A 14,076-nucleotide genomic window follows, 5' to 3' on the forward strand; every position below is an offset into this window, starting at 1 on the left:
GACCCTGTGGGAGAGTAGGACGCCGCCGAACAATCATTGCGGGAAGCCCCGCACCAGCCCTTAGGGGCTCGGTGCGGGGCTTTTCTGCGTTTACGCGACGTGCGTGGGTTCCTTTATCCGGGTGCGGTGAGGAGGCCGTGCGTGGTTGGATCCGGGCCATGACTGAGCATGTGATCCGGCCCGTGCGTGCCGATGAATGGGAGAAGGTCAAAGAGCTTCGGCTGGTCGCGTTGAGCGATCCCCTGGCACCCGTGGCCTTCCTGGAGACCGCGGCCGAGGCCACGGAGAAGCCGGACGCGTTCTGGCAGGACCGGGCCCGCGGGGCCGCGGAAGGGCAGGGCGTGCGGCAGTTCGTGGCCGAGGCCCCCGACGGGCGGTGGGACGGCTCGGTGACCTTGTTCGTCGAGGGGGCCGGATCCACCGATTTCCTGGAGCAGGAGGTCGAGCAGGACCAGGGGCACGTCGTGGGCGTGTTCGTGCGGGCCGAGCAGCGGGGGACCGGGATCATCGACGCCCTGTTCACGGCCGCACTGGAATGGGCGTGGTCGCGGGACGAGCCGGAGCTGGAGCGCGTACGGCTCTTCGTGCACGAGGGCAATGCGCGGGCCGGCGCCTTCTACCGGCGGTTCGGGTTCGAGCCGAGTGGCGTCGTCATCCCGAAGCCGGGGGATCCGACCTCCAAGGAGCTGGAGTACGTCTTCGCACGGCCGGTCGGCTAGAGCTCGGGCCAGCGGGCGCGGGCCTGTTCCCGACTGCGGCACAGGGCGAGCAGGGGGAGCCGGTCCTCCCGCAGGAGCGCGGGCAGTTGGGGGACCGGGGCGACGGCCGCGGCGTCCTCCAGGACCAGCGTGAGTGGTGGGTCGAGCCGGCCGTGGGATGACCGTGCGGCCATGCGGCGGCCGTGCTCGACCACGCTCGACGCGAGTGCGGTGAGCAGGGGCATCGCACTCGGATGGGTGCGGGGGTCTTCCAAGGATTCACCCACCACATAAAGGGTGCCCCCCTCCTGCACGAACGATGCGAGTGCGAGCGCATCCGTTCGGTTCGGGGTGCACGCCTCGCGGATGTGGACCGACGTGAGGCAGGACAGGGCCCGGGCCGTCAGCCGGAGGGCCTCTTCGCGGCGTTCGGGGTGCGCGGTGAGGGCGGACTCCAGTTCGCCGGCCGCGCCGGGAGCCGCCTGGGGGTGGGTGCGCAGGATGCGGACCGGGTCCTGGACGGCCGTCCCGAGCACCCAGCGGTGGAGCTGCTTGAAGGGGCGCTCGTCCAGGGCGGCCGCCTGGAGCCAACTCCGCAGCAGGGTTTCGGCGGTGTCGGCCACGGTCGCGTCCTGGCGGGCCCGCGGACGTACGGGGGCCAGGAGGGCGGCGGCGCGGGCCGCCGCGGAGTCGCGGTCGGCGCAGGCGTCGGCCGGGTTCCAGTGCATGCGGGCCGGGGTGTCGCACAGGTGCGTGGGGTCGTAGAGGAGGACCGGGCCGAGCTTGGCGCGGGCGTCCTTGGTCTCCGCCCAGAGAGCCGGGGAGGACGTGACGACGAGGGCCGCGCCCTCCGCGGTGGCCAGGCGCCCCGCGGCCAGGCGGCGGCGCTCGGCGGGGCTTCCGAAGGCCAGACGGTCCGCGGACGGTGCGGGCACCGGTCCGGAGGCGGGCGGGGTGCGGGGCGGGGCGTGGCCGAAGTCGTAGCGGTGGGCGTCGTCCACCGGTGGGGGCGGGGCGGCGGCCGGCTGCTCGACCGCCGATGCCGATGCCGATGCCGACGCGGCTGGTGCCGGTGCTGCCGGCGACGACGCCGGGACCGGCTCCGGGGTCTTCGGCTGCGGTTCGGGGGCAGGCCGGGGCACCGGGGCTGCCGCGGCGTCCGCGGCCGGGTGGGCGGCCAGGGCGCGGCGGGACTTCGTACGGGCGACGACACCGATGACGAAGACGGTCAGGACGAACAGGACGAGCAGCTGCCCCACGAACAGGCCCCAGTACAGCCCCCAGCCGGAGAGGGCCGCGGGGTCGGTGTCGGGCCAGGCGGCGGCCACGTCGTGCGGCTGCGTTATCAGGGCGCGGACGGCCTTCGGGGTGCGCATGAACGTGACGGTGCCCGGCCAGGACCCGTGGGCGAGCAGGGCCGCCAGGCCGGTGGAGGTCCACACGAGTGCGGCCAGGCCGAGGAGGAAGGCGAGGAAGCCGACCAGGACGCCGTCCGGGACGCCGCCCCGGGAGGGGGCGGCGGGCGCCGGACGTCTCGTGCCGCTGTCGTGCATGGTCAGGCCACCGTGGTCGCGGATCCCGGTCCGCCGCCCTGGTGGCGTTCGGCGAGGAGGGCCCGCTGTTCCGCCTCCCATTCGGCCGCGAGCAGGTCGTCGGGGAGCGGGGGCGGGGCGGAGGACTCCGTCATGGCGCGGTCCGTGTAGACCAGAGGGCGTTCGGCTTCGGTGACGAGGTGTTTGACGACCTGGACGTTGCCGTTGACGTCCCAGACGGCGATGCCGGGCGTGAGCGTCGGGATGATCTCCACGGCCCAGCGGGGCAGGCCGAGGACGCGGCCGGTGGCGCGGGCCTCGTCGGCCTTCTGGGCGTAGATGGTGCGGGTCGAGGCCATCTTGAGGATGGCCGCCGCCTCACGGGCGGCGGCGCCGTCGACGACGTCGGAGAGGTGGTGGACGACGGCGACGAAGGACAGGCCGAGGCGGCGGCCGAACTTCAGCAGGCGCTGGAACAGCTGGGCCACGAACGGGCTGTTGATGATGTGCCAGGCCTCTTCGACGAGGAAGATGCGCTTCTTGCGGTCGGGGCGGATCCAGGTGTGCTCCAGCCACACGCCGACGATCGCCATCAGGATCGGCATGGCGATCGAGTTGCGGTCGATGTGGGACAGGTCGAAGACGATGAGCGGGGCGTCGAGGTCGATGCCGACGGTGGTGGGGCCGTCGAACATGCCGCGCAGGTCGCCGTCGACGAGGCGGTCGAGGACGAGTGCCACGTCGAGGCCCCAGGCCCGTACGTCGTCTATGTCGACGTTCATGGCCTCGGCGGATTCGGCCTCGGGGTGGCGGAGCTGCTCGACGATGTCGGTGAGGACGGGCTGGCGGTCGCGGATGGTGTCGACGACGTACGCGTGGGCGACCTTGAGGGCGAAACCGGCGCGCTCGTCGAGGCCGTGGCCCAACGCCACCTCGATGATGGTGCGCAGCAGGGCGAGCTGCCCGGTGGTGGTGATCGCCGGGTCGAGGGGGTTGAGGCGGATCCCGTCGTCGTTGGCGGCGATGGGGTCGAGGCGGATGGGAGTTATCCCCAGCTCCTGCGCGATGAGGTTCCATTCGCCGACGCCGTCCTCGCCCTGGGCGTCGAGGACGACGACCTGGCGGTCGCGGAACCGGAGCTGGCGCAGGACGTAGGTCTTCTCCAGGGCGGACTTGCCGTTGCCGGACTCGCCGAGGACCAGCCAGTGGGGCGCGGGGAGCTGCTGGCCGTAGAGCTGGAAGGGGTCGTAGATGTAGCCCTTGCCGCTGTAGACCTCGCGGCCGATGATCACACCGGAGTCGCCGAGTCCGGGGGCGGCGGTGGGCAGGTAGACGGCCTGGGCCTGCCCGGTGGAGGTGCGGACGGGCAGGCGGGTGGTTTCGACCCTGCCGAACAGGAAGCTGGTGAAGGCGTCCGTCAGAGCGGACAGCGGATCTCGCATGGGCGGCCTTTCCCTCCAGCTAGCTTCGGATGCCGGTGGCGAACGGCAGGGTGTTGACGAAGGCGCGGTGGTGCTCGCGGTCGCACCACTCCAGCTTCAGGTAGGACTTGCCGGCCGAGGCGCGGATCGTCCTCTTGTCGCGGGCGAGGGCTTCCGGTGAACGGGAGGACACGGTGATGTACCCGACCAGGTTGACTCCCGCCGCACCGCTGGCGAGATCTTCACCTCTTTGGTCGAGGCGGCCGTAGGCGGCGATGTCGCGGGGGTCGACGGTGCGGTTCATCTTGGCGGCGCGGGAGGCGTCGGCCTCGTCGTTGGTCTTCTCGGTGAGCATGCGCTCGATGGCGATCTCGGTGGGCTCCAGGTCCATGGTGACGGCGACGGTGCGGATGACGTCGGGGGTGTGGACGAGGAGGGGCGCGAGGAAGTTCACGCCGACCGGGGTCATCGGCCATTCCTTGATCCAGGCGGTGGCGTGGCACCAGGGGGCGCGGGTGGAGGACTCGCGGGTCTTGGCCTGGAGGTAGGTGGGCTCGACGGCGTCCAGCTCGGCCGGCCAGGCGTTGCGCTTGGTCATGGCCTGGATGTGGTCGATGGGGTGGTCGGGGTCGTACATGGAGTGCACGAGGGAGGCCAGGCGGCCCTGGCCCAGGGGCTGGCGCACGCGGATGTCGGCCTCGGCGAGGCGGGCGCAGATGTCGGTGAGCTCGCGGGCCATGACGATGGCGAGGCCGGTGTCGCGGTCCAGCTTGCGGCCCTTGCGGGAGCCGGCGCGGGCGATGGTGTTGGCCTCGGCGGCGAGTTCGCGCGTGTAGTGCATGCAGGCGACGAGGTAGGCGCGGTGCTGCTCCGAGGAGGTGGAGACCATCGACTGGAGCTGGTCGTAGGAGTCGCGCAGCCAGACGGGCGAGGTCGGGTCCCCGCGCTGGGCGACGTCCTTGGCGTGGGCGTCGGGGTCGGCGGGGAGGGTGCGGGCCAGCATCTGCAGGCGGGTGACGAAGCCGTCGCCGTTGGCGACGTGCTTGAGGAGGGTGCCGAAGCGGTCGACGAGGGCTTCCTGGTCCTCGCTGTCGCGCAGGCCGACGCCGGGGCCCTCGATCTCGATGGCGGCGGTGACCGTCCTGCGGTCGGCGTGCAGGAGCACGGCGATCTCGTCGGGGCCGAAGGGGGCGGAGAGCCAGCTGATGCGGCCGATTCCCGGGGGCGGGCCGACCTCGACCTCGCGGCCGTCGGCGGCGCGGGTGCCGGCCTCCATGGCGCCGGAACGGTAGGCGGTGCCGCGGCGCAGGATCCGCTTGTAGCTGCGGTTGATCTCGAACCAGCGGTAGAAGGTGCGGCCGCGGTACGGGACGTACACGGCGGCGAGCGCGATCACGGGGAAGCCGGCCAGGGTGACGATGCGCAGCGTGAGGTCCGGGACGAGGAGTCCGCTCATCATGCCGAGGAACGCGCCGGCGATGATCAGGGCGATCTCGCCGTTCTCGCGGTTCTTGCCGACGATCGCGTTCGGCCGGGCGCGGCCGATGAGGTACGTGCGGCGGGGCGCGACCGGGTGCAGCTGGTGGGACTGGGCCGTCAACGCCCGTCACCTCCTGTGTTCCTCGTGCTGGAGCCCGTACGGGGCGCGGGTGTGGCGGGTCCGCCGCCGGTGGGGCGGCTGCTGTGGGCGGCCACGCCTCCGGAGAGGGGGTTGGCCGGGCGGGGGGCGCTGTCGCCGCCGCCGGGGCTGTGGGCGCCGCGGCTGCTGTGGGCCTTGATGCCCTGGGACACGAGGGTGGCCGGGGAGCTGATGACGGCGGCGGCCTGCGCGCCGTCGGTGGCCTTGCTGCGGCCTGCGCGGGCGGCGGCGATGTCGTCGCCGAAGCCGGGGACGAAGCGGTAGATCATCGCGGAGGCGAAGATCGCGAGGAGGATGATGGCGAGGCCGGAGACGACGGCGGAGAAGGCGTTGGGGCCCTTGTCGCCGGCGAGGGCCCCGGCGAGGCCGAGGACGATGACGATGACCGGCTTGACGAGGATGACGGCGATCATGATGCCGGCCCAGCGGCGGACGTGGCCCCACAGGTTGCGGTCGACGAGGCCGGCGTAGACGACGACGCCGAGGAGGGCGCCCACGTAGAGGAGGGCGGCCCGGATGAACAGCTCCAGGAAGAGGATGCCTGCGGCGAGGACCGTCACGAGGGAGACGACGATCAGCATGATCGGGCCGCCGCCGATGGAGTCGCCCTTCTTGAGGGCCTCGATGAAGGAGCCGAAGAACACGTCGGTCTGGCCGCCGCTCGCGGAGGCGATGACCTCGGTGACGCCGTCGGTGGCGGAGACGACGGTGTAGAGGATCAGCGGGGTGAAGGCGGAGGCGAGGACGGTGAGCCAGAGGAAGCCGATGGCTTCGCCGAGGGCGGTGGCCAGGGGGACGCCGCGGACGGCGCGCTTGGCGACGGCCAGGAGCCACAGGACGAGCGTGAGGACGGTCGACGCGGCGAAGACGATGGCGTACTGCTTGAGGAAGGCGCCGTTCGTGAAGTCGACGTTGGCGGAGCCCTTGACGGCCTTGCTGAGCTCGGTGACGATCCACGCGGCCGCGTCGGCGCAGCCGCGGGCCAGGGAGGCGAGGGGGTTGAGGGCGTCGGCGGGGTCGGAGGGGGCGAGGCCGGTGCGGGGGGCTCCGCCGGTGGCTGCGCCTTGGCCGCGCTCGCAGTAGTCCCGTGCCGGTCCTGCGATCAGGGCGCAGGGGTCGTTGCTGGCGCTCGGCGAAGGGCTGGGCGACGTTGTCGTCGAGGGCAGGGGGGTCGGTGCTGCCATTGCGCGGGTGGCCAGGAGGACGGCTGCGGCCTGGACGGCCGCCGCGGTGGCGCCGATGCTGCGGAGCGAGAGCGTGCGGCTAGCGGGCATAGGTGAACCCTCCGAATTCGGTGACGGCCTTGCCGATGTCGTCGGAGGTGGACACGGGGTTGTCTCCGGTCACCGGGGTGGGACCGTCCTTCTGGGTCGTTTCGACGACCTTCCAGTCGGAGCCGTTCCATTTCAGGGTCATGGAGATGGTGAACCAGCCGCTGGTCACGGGACGGGTGGACTTCTCGCCGGTCAGGCCGAACATGCCGATGCACCACACGTCGACCGAGGCGGTGCCGCTCGCGAAGCTCTTGACCTTGGTGCCGACGGGAACGGTCCGGCTGACGAAGGTGGCGCCGGCCGGGGCCAGACCGTCCTTGGTCAGGCCGATCTGGGAGAGCAGGGCGGCCGAGTAGTCGGCGTCGAAGCCGGCCTGGAGCTTGGTGCGCGCGCCCTCGTCCGCGACGGCGTCCACGATCGCGTGTCTGCGCGCCGGGCCGAACATGCCGTCAGAACCCAGTGCGACCGCGTAGTTCGATGCGGCCGACTGGGCGCCCTGTTCGTCGTGGGCGAAGCCGGTGGGGATGCCGGCGTTCTTGCCGTCCACCGGGCGGGTGCCCGTGGGCGGGGTGGCCGCGGTGGACGGCCGGGCTTCAGCGGACGGGCTTTCGGGGCTGCTGCCCGACTGGTTCGCGAAGGCGATGGCGGCGATCAGCAGGACCACCACGCCGACCACCGTGACCAGGCTGCGCGAGGCCCGCGGGGTGCGGCGGGGGGTTCCGTACGGGTCGGCGGGGGTTTCCGGGAGGCGGGTACGGGTCTGGCCCGTGCCGCCGACGTCTCCGTATCCGCCGCCGCCGTACTGGTCCTCGTTGCTCATTGCCTGTCCGCCCCCTCCGCGGTGTGGTGGATCGTCCTCGGGTACGGGTTCCGGCGGGCGGACCCGGTTATACGGCCATTCCGTAGACGATCGTGAACAGCGTGCCGAGGGAGCCGATGATGAAGACTCCGGTGAGTCCGGCGACGATCAGGCCCTTGCCCTGTTCGGCGCTGAACGTGTCGCGGAGGGCGGTGGCGCCGATCCGCTGCTTGGCCGCGCCCCAGATGGCGATGCCGAGGCAGAGCAGGATCGCGACGGCCATGATCACTTCGATCATGACCTTCGCTTCATTGCCGAGGCTGCCGAACGGTCCCCAGTTCGGGGCGATTCCGCCGATGATGGTGGTGATGTCGCCCTTTTCAGCTGCCAGGATCATGTAACTCACCGCCCCTGTACGGGTAGTTCCGGTAGCCCATGCCCGACGGCAGGGGTCACGCACTATCTTCCCTGATGAAACCGCCGTCGTATGTCGACTTGACGCCTCTCTTTGCCCGATGTCCCGGGAGTCGGACCGCTCGGGCGCTCTGACCTGGGCGGGGGCGGCGGGTTCCCGGAAGGTCGTGGGGTCACTCTGTGTATCACGGAGGGTGACGCCGGGCAATGAACGCCGTCGCCATGTGCGCGGCGACGTACGGCGGTTGGTCCGAACTGCCGATGTTTGTCCGACGTTCCGTCAGTCGTTCCATCGGGTCGGGACGGCTTCGGCCGTACGGTTGTCAGTGGTACCGGGCAGGCTGGAGCGGTGACGACTACTCAGAGCAGCGCGAACCACGGCGCCCCCTGGACGCTGGCGGACATCGAGGCGGCGGTCCGGGCCGGCTGGTCCGCGGAGACCTGTTCCCCCGACGACGTCGAGCGGGAGCCCTGGAGCGCCGACAACCCGGCGTGGGGCCACTGCGACATCACTTCGCTGGTGATCCAGGACCTACTGGGCGGCGGGCTGTTGGTCGGGGAGGTGTGGCTTGACGGCGAGCAGCACGGCTACCACACCTGGAACCTGCTGCCCGGGGGGATACCCGTGGACCTGACGAGGGAGCAGTTCCGGCGGGGGCAGGTGGTGACCGAGGGGCGGCTGATGGGGCCGCGGCCGAAGGGGCGGCTGCCGAGGCGCTGGGAGGAGTACCTGCTGCTGCGGAAGCGGGTCGAGGACCGGCTCGGGCCGCTGGAGCCGCCGGCCGCGGGGTGAGCGGGCCGGCGGCCGGGGCCTGCAGGGCTGGGGCTGGGGGCCTGCGGGGCTGGGGGCCTGCGGGGCTGGGGGCCTGCGGGGCTGCCCGGTCAGGCCCAGTGGGTGGGGCGGGTGAGGCCGGCCGGGATCTTGGTGTGGGCGTCGCCGCGGGCGGCGTTCAGCTGGGCCTGGGTGAGGAAGAGGGCGTCGCGCAGGTCGGCGCCGCGCAGGTCGGTGTCGCGGAAGTCGGCGCCGATCAGGTCGGCGAGCCGGAGGTCGGCCCGGCTGAGGTCGGCGGCGATCAGGTAGGCCCCGCGCAGGTTGGCGCCGCGCAGGTCGGCTCCGGCCAGGCGGGCTCCCATCAGGTCGGCGCCGCGGTGGTTCTTCTTGCGGGCGGGGGCCTTGGCGCGGACGAGTTCGCTGGTCTCCAGCAGCAGGGTGTTGATCCGCTGGCGCAGGGCGCCGACGTCCAGCCCGGTCAGGGCCTCGGCGTCGGCGGCGGCCCACCCGGAGGTTTCGTCGAGGACCTGGCGGAGCGCGCGGTGGACGGGGCGGGCGGCGGGGCGGGCGAGTGCCTCGGTGACGTAGAAGAGCAGCTCGTGCAGGTGCCGCATGACGGGGAAGACGTCGAACATGCGGTCCGCGGTGCCGGGGTGCGTACGCCAGTCGCGGCCGCCGAAGGTGACCTGGGAGACCTGCTGTCCCGCGCCGAAGCAGTCGAAGGTGGTGCAGCCCTGGAAGCCCTTGCTGCGCAGCTGCGTGTGGATGCCGCAGCGGAAGTCCTGCTGGAGGTTCTTGCAGGGCGTCCCGGCGGCCTTGTTCACGGCGAAGTCGTTGGACTTGGCGAAGGGCAGGGCGACGCAGCACAGCGCGAAGCAGTTGGCGCAGTCGGCGTGCAGGTCGGGGGTGGCGGCGGGGTCGGCGGGGGTGGGGGCGCGGTCGGACACGGTCCCATTGTCCCCCGTCCCGGGGCGGGCGGTCGCAGCGCGGTCCGGGGCCCGCGACGCCGGCCGGGTTCGGGCGCGGGGCCTGGCGGTCGCTGTTACCCGCGGGTAGCGTCCGGGGTATGGCGTTCTACGAGCGGATCGACGAGCAGCGCTTCCTGGCCACCGAGGACACCCGCGGCCCCTGGGACCCGGGCGCCCAGCACGCCGGTCCGCCGGCCGCGCTGATGGCCCGCGTGATCGAGGAGCGGGCCGGCGCCCGGGCGGACATGCGGATCGCGAGGATCACGTACGAGATCCTGCGGCCGGTGCCGATCGGGCCCGTGCAGGTCGTCCTGAAGGAGCTGCGGAGCGGCCGCAGCACCGAGGTGGTCGAGGCCGCGCTGTACCCGGCGGGGTCGACGACGCCGGTGGTGCTGGCGCGGGCGCTGCGGGTGCGGGTGGCCGACGGGGTGGTGCCGGCGGTGCTGCCGGGGCCGCAGCTGCCGCCGCCGGGGGAGGTGGCGCGGACGCCGTTCTTCGCGGTGCCGTGGGAGCGGGGCTACCACACGGCGATGGAGATGCGGTTCACCGACGGCGCGTTCACCGAGCTCGGGCCGGGCACCTGCTGGATGCGGATGCGGGTGCCGCTGATCGCCGGGGAGGGGACGCGGCCGCTGGACCGGATCCTCGTCGCCGCGGACTCCGGCAACGGGATCAGCGCCGCGGTGGACTTCGAGCGGTACCTGTTCGTCAACAGTGATCTGACGGTGCACCTGCACCGCCACGCGGTCGGCGAGTGGGTGGCGGTCCAGGCCCGTACGAGTGTGGACCCGGCCGGGATCGGGCTCGCGGACGCCGTGCTGCACGACGAGAAGGGGCCCGTGGGGAGGGGCGCGCAGAGCCTGTTCGTCGCGCCGCGCCCCTAGTCAACCCCCCTGCGGGGCGGGGAAGTCGGTGTGGCAGTCTCGTGCCAATGGAGCCCCTGAGAGACGTCGACCCCGCCTGTATCGGGGCACACGTGCTGCTGGCCCGGCTCGGCGCGGGCGGCATGGGACAGGTGTACCTGGCGCGTTCGCCCGGTGGGCGTCTGGTGGCCGTGAAGGTGATCCGGGACGAGATCGTCGGGCATCCGGAGGCGCTGGCGCGGTTCCGGCGCGAGGCCGAGACGGTGCGGGCGGTGCGGTCGGCGTACACGGCGAACCTGATCGACGCCTCGCTGGCGGCGGCCCCCTTCTGGCTGGCGACGGAGTACGTGGCCGGGCCGACGCTGGCCCGTGCGGTGGCCCAGCGGGGCGCGCTGCCCGCGGACACCTGCCGCCGGCTGTTCGCGGCGCTGGCGGAGGGGCTGGCGAGCGTCCACGCGTACGGGGTGACGCACCGGGACTTCAAGCCTCAGAACGTGATCCTGGGCGCGCAGGGGCCGCAGCTGATCGACTTCGGGATCGCGCGGGGCGTCGGGGAGACGGCGCTGACCCAGGACGGCCAGGCTCCGGGCACGCCGGGGTACACGGCGCCGGAGGTGCTGTTGGGCGCGGAGGCGGGGCCGGCGGCCGACGTGTTCGCGCTGGGGGCGTCGCTGGCGTACGCGGCGACGGGGCGGCCGCCGTTCGGTACGGGCGTGGCGACGACCGTGAGCTACCGGGCGGTCCACGAGCCGGTGGACGTGGCCGGGGTGGAGCCGGGGCTGGCGGCCCTGATCGAGGCCTGCGTGGCGAAGGACCCGGCGGCCCGGCCGGAGCTGTCGCAGGTCGTGGCGCGGTGCGCGGTGCGGGACCCGCTGGTCGACGATCCGGTGTACGTGGGGCTGGGGGCGCTGGGCGAGGCGGTGCCGCTGCACGAGATGCGGACGCAGGGTCCCGGGGCGGTGCCGTACGGGTACGTGCCGACCGCGCCCGCGGGGACGGCCCCACCCGCGCCGTCCCCGGGCCGCGGCGGGCGGCGGGTGGCCGGCTGGGTGGCCGCGGGGGCCGTGCTGGCCGTGGTGGGCGGTGCGGCGCTGTGGCAGCTGACGCCGCTCGGTGGCGGTGGCGGTGGGGGCGGTGGCCGGGACGGCGGGGCCGCAGGCCCGTCGGCGGCGGCGCAGTCGCCGGCCGGGCCGCCCACGTTCATCAAGCAGACGGCCCCGAACCTGGACGACTACAACCCGATCCTGAAGCAGTGCCACAACCCGGTCGGGGAGGAGCCCGGGCTGGGGAACTTCCAGACCTCGGTGACGACCGCCGAGAGCGACTACCTGAAGGAACTGAAGCCGGGGCAGGTCCGGATCGGCTTCCGGTTGAAGTTCCCCCTCGCTGACGCCCCGCCGTACTACGTGTCCCTCGTGGTGAAGCCGCAGCTCGAGGTCGATGCGGCCGGGCGGTCCACGGCGGTGACTCCCAATCGTCAGCTCGGCTTTGTGACCAGGGCGCGCGACCTGTACGAGGGGGACGAGACGCAGTGGAAGTACGCCCTCTACCCGGACGACTTCTCGATGGAGGGGGACGGCAAGCGGGTGCCGGCGCCGCCGCTGGCGCAGGATCCGGGTGGGTGGACGGTGGTGTTCCGGCACGCGATCTCGGATACCCAACACAAGAGCGTGGTGTGCGACGGCTTCGAAACCAGTCCGCAAAAGGGATGATTCCGACACGTACTGGTGAATCCCTGTGAATGTCTGCTCGATGGGGGAGGGTTGACGGGTGCGCAGATTCTGGGTGATCGGCGGGATCGGCTTCGGGGTGTGCCTGTGCTTCCTCGCCCTCCTCGTGGTCGGCACGTACTCGGCGGCCGCGGGCATCGCGGGCGGCGGCGGCCGTGCGCTGGGCCTGACCAAGGGGGCGGTGCCGGCGAAGTACCAGGCGCTGGTGCAGAAGTGGGGGGTGTTGTGCCCCACCCTTTCCCCGGCCGTCCTGGCGGCGCAGTTGTACTCGGAGAGCGGCTGGAACCCCACGATCGTGAGCCCGGCCGACGCCCGCGGCATCGCCCAGTTCATCCCGGGCACGTGGGCGACGCACGGCATCGACGGGGACGGTGACGGCGACCGGGACATCTGGGACCCCAACGACGCGATCCCGTCGGCGGCTTCGTACGACTGCACGCTCGCCAAGGACGTGAAGGGCGTCCCCGGCGACCCCGTAGCCAACATGCTCGCGGCCTACAACGCGGGTCCGGGCGCGGTGCTCCAGCACCAGGGCGTGCCCCCGTACCGCGAGACGCAGGGGTACGTGAAGGCCATCACCACCCTCGCGAAGAGCTTCGAGAAGCCGGTCGGCAGGGTCGCGCCCTCCCAGCAGGCGGCCGGGGCCATCTACTTCGCGCAGAAGCAGTTGGGCACGCCGTACCTGTGGGGCGGTAACGGAACTCCCGACCAGGACGGGCGGTTCGACTGCTCGGGGCTGACCAAGGCGGCGTACGAGTCGGTGGGGATCACGCTGCCGCGCGTCGCGAACGACCAGTACAACGCCGGATCGCATCCCGCGCGCAACGAGTTGCTCCCGGGCGATCTGGTGTTCTTCTCCGACGATCTGACGAACTCGCGGGAGATCCGGCACGTCGGGCTGTACGTGGGCGGCGGCTACATGATCAACGCCCCGTACACCGGAGCGGTGATCCGCTTCGACAAGATCGACACGCCCGACTACTTCGGTGCGACCCGCGTCACCAAGGACGGCGCCGAGGCCCTGCCGGACCGCACCGTCGAGGCCAAGGCGCCCTGATGACATCCGGTCAGGTCGTGGCCCTGGGCTGCGGCGACGAATCACTCTTGGATAACGTTGACGTGATCATCCGGTGGAGAGTGGAACCGCGCTGACAGAACGGGCGTTCCATGGACACGGGGAAGGATCACAAGGGGGGGTTCGCGGGGCGCACACACGGGTGCGCCCGAAGGGAACCGAGCAAGGGCAAGGTGCCGCATCGTCATGGCTGCACTCGCAACCGATGGGTCGAACGTGGACGTCGGCCTGCTGTACGACGTCAATGCACTGGCCCGGCATGCCCCGGCGGGCGTCGACCGGGCGGTCGCCCTCGTCGGCGACTACGGCATCCCCCTGGCCCTGGTGCTCCTCGTGCTGTGGTGCTGGCGCGGCGCGCGCCGGCAGGACGAGACCTCGGCCGCGGAATCGTTCGCCGCGCTGGTGTGGGCTCCCCTCGCGGCCGCCCTCGCCCTGATGGCGAACGTCCCGCTGCGCCGGCTGGTCGCCCGACCCCGCCCCTTCGACGAGCACAGCGGCCTACAGGTGATCGACCCCGGGCTGGGCCTGCACGGCTACTCCTTCGTCAGCGACCACGCCACCCTCACCATGGCGCTGGGCATCGGCCTGTTCCTCGCCCGCCGCAAGTTCGGCCTCATCGGGATCGGCCTGGCCCTCGCCGACGGGCTCTGCCGCGTGTACATGGGCGTCCACTACCCGACCGACGTCATCGGCGGCTACGCCCTCGGCACCGCCGTCGTCCTCCTCCTCGCCCCGCTCGCGATGGCACTGCTGACCCCGGTGGTACGCGCGGTGGCCCGCTCCCCGCGGCTGGGCCGCCTGGTGCGGGCCGGGCACCGCGCCCGGCCCTGCCCGGTGGACCTCGCGGAGGCGGCGGACGCCGGCACGCGGGACAAGGACCTCGCCGCCTGA

General features: G+C 72.4%; 13 protein-coding genes. 6 read left to right on the forward strand and 7 right to left on the reverse strand.

What is annotated here, in order from left to right; translation table 11 throughout:
• Positions 1-158 precede the first annotated feature (158 nt).
• Positions 159-719 carry a GNAT family N-acetyltransferase gene (locus ACZ4VL_RS21505; RefSeq protein WP_468202205.1) on the forward strand — a complete coding sequence of 187 codons (561 nt, stop codon included), beginning with the start codon at positions 159-161 and terminating at the stop codon, positions 717-719.
• Here ACZ4VL_RS21505 and ACZ4VL_RS21510 read toward each other — a convergent pair.
• From ACZ4VL_RS21510 to ACZ4VL_RS21535, 6 genes are all read right to left on the reverse strand, one after another.
• Positions 716-2,251 (reverse strand): P-loop NTPase family protein, encoded by a 1,536-nt coding sequence (locus tag ACZ4VL_RS21510; RefSeq protein ID WP_468202208.1) that lies wholly within the window; start codon positions 2,249-2,251, stop codon positions 716-718. The two genes, ACZ4VL_RS21505 and ACZ4VL_RS21510, sit on opposite strands and share 4 nt — an antisense overlap.
• A gap of 2 nt (positions 2,252-2,253) precedes the next feature.
• Complete coding sequence (locus tag ACZ4VL_RS21515; RefSeq protein ID WP_468202210.1) at positions 2,254-3,672, reverse strand: ATP-binding protein; 1,419 nt, start codon at positions 3,670-3,672, stop codon at positions 2,254-2,256.
• 19 nt (positions 3,673-3,691) lie between these two features.
• Positions 3,692-5,251 (reverse strand): SCO6880 family protein, encoded by a 1,560-nt coding sequence (locus tag ACZ4VL_RS21520; protein WP_468202212.1) that lies wholly within the window; start codon positions 5,249-5,251, stop codon positions 3,692-3,694.
• Positions 5,248-6,564, reverse strand: a complete 1,317-nt coding sequence (locus ACZ4VL_RS21525) for a hypothetical protein (protein ID WP_468202214.1) — start codon at positions 6,562-6,564, stop codon at positions 5,248-5,250. Before ACZ4VL_RS21525 ends, ACZ4VL_RS21520 begins: the two co-directional genes overlap by 4 nt.
• Entirely contained in the window at positions 6,554-7,384 is an 831-nt protein-coding gene (locus ACZ4VL_RS21530) for a DUF8175 domain-containg protein (RefSeq protein ID WP_468202216.1), read from the reverse strand. Before ACZ4VL_RS21530 ends, ACZ4VL_RS21525 begins: the two co-directional genes overlap by 11 nt.
• Positions 7,385-7,451: 67 nt before the next feature.
• On the reverse strand, positions 7,452-7,760 hold the full coding sequence (locus ACZ4VL_RS21535; protein WP_042818271.1) for a hypothetical protein: 309 nt from the start codon (positions 7,758-7,760) through the stop codon (positions 7,452-7,454).
• A 366-nt stretch (positions 7,761-8,126) separates the two neighbouring features.
• Here ACZ4VL_RS21535 and ACZ4VL_RS21540 point away from each other — a divergent pair, with 366 nt between their 5' ends.
• A complete protein-coding gene (locus tag ACZ4VL_RS21540; RefSeq protein ID WP_468202218.1) occupies positions 8,127-8,570 on the forward strand; it encodes a YunG family protein in 444 nt (147 codons plus the stop codon).
• An 89-nt stretch (positions 8,571-8,659) separates the two neighbouring features.
• On the opposite strand, the gene ACZ4VL_RS21545 is transcribed toward ACZ4VL_RS21540, so the two are convergent.
• Positions 8,660-9,496, reverse strand: coding sequence for a pentapeptide repeat-containing protein (locus ACZ4VL_RS21545; RefSeq protein WP_468202221.1), 837 nt, complete (start codon positions 9,494-9,496; stop codon positions 8,660-8,662).
• Positions 9,497-9,615: 119 nt separating this feature from the next.
• Between ACZ4VL_RS21545 and ACZ4VL_RS21550 the strand changes: the two genes are divergently transcribed.
• The 4 genes from ACZ4VL_RS21550 to ACZ4VL_RS21565 all read left to right on the forward strand — a co-directional run bounded on the left by ACZ4VL_RS21550 (position 9,616) and on the right by ACZ4VL_RS21565 (position 14,076).
• A complete protein-coding gene (locus ACZ4VL_RS21550) occupies positions 9,616-10,401 on the forward strand; it encodes a thioesterase family protein (RefSeq protein ID WP_468202223.1) in 786 nt (261 codons plus the stop codon).
• Between the two features lie 47 nt (positions 10,402-10,448).
• Positions 10,449-12,092 carry a serine/threonine-protein kinase gene (locus ACZ4VL_RS21555; protein WP_468202225.1) on the forward strand — a complete coding sequence of 548 codons (1,644 nt, stop codon included), beginning with the start codon at positions 10,449-10,451 and terminating at the stop codon, positions 12,090-12,092.
• A 58-nt stretch (positions 12,093-12,150) separates the two neighbouring features.
• Positions 12,151-13,167 (forward strand): C40 family peptidase, encoded by a 1,017-nt coding sequence (locus ACZ4VL_RS21560; protein ID WP_404241418.1) that lies wholly within the window; start codon positions 12,151-12,153, stop codon positions 13,165-13,167.
• Positions 13,168-13,371: 204 nt separating this feature from the next.
• Positions 13,372-14,076, forward strand: a complete 705-nt coding sequence (locus ACZ4VL_RS21565; protein ID WP_468202227.1) for a phosphatase PAP2 family protein — start codon at positions 13,372-13,374, stop codon at positions 14,074-14,076.

This window comes from Streptomyces sp. NPDC029014 (assembly GCF_055564695.1).

Coding starts and splice junctions, on each gene's coding strand:
- ACZ4VL_RS21505 (WP_468202205.1), top strand. CDS start 159: ATGACTGAGCATGTGATCCGGCCCGTGCGTGCCGATGAATGGGAGAAG.
- ACZ4VL_RS21510 (WP_468202208.1), bottom strand. CDS start 2,251: ATGCACGACAGCGGCACGAGACGTCCGGCGCCCGCCGCCCCCTCCCGG.
- ACZ4VL_RS21515 (WP_468202210.1), bottom strand. CDS start 3,672: ATGCGAGATCCGCTGTCCGCTCTGACGGACGCCTTCACCAGCTTCCTG.
- ACZ4VL_RS21525 (WP_468202214.1), bottom strand. CDS start 6,564: ATGCCCGCTAGCCGCACGCTCTCGCTCCGCAGCATCGGCGCCACCGCG.
- ACZ4VL_RS21530 (WP_468202216.1), bottom strand. CDS start 7,384: ATGAGCAACGAGGACCAGTACGGCGGCGGCGGATACGGAGACGTCGGC.
- ACZ4VL_RS21535 (WP_042818271.1), bottom strand. CDS start 7,760: ATGATCCTGGCAGCTGAAAAGGGCGACATCACCACCATCATCGGCGGA.
- ACZ4VL_RS21550 (WP_468202223.1), top strand. CDS start 9,616: ATGGCGTTCTACGAGCGGATCGACGAGCAGCGCTTCCTGGCCACCGAG.
- ACZ4VL_RS21555 (WP_468202225.1), top strand. CDS start 10,449: ATGGAGCCCCTGAGAGACGTCGACCCCGCCTGTATCGGGGCACACGTG.
- ACZ4VL_RS21565 (WP_468202227.1), top strand. CDS start 13,372: ATGGCTGCACTCGCAACCGATGGGTCGAACGTGGACGTCGGCCTGCTG.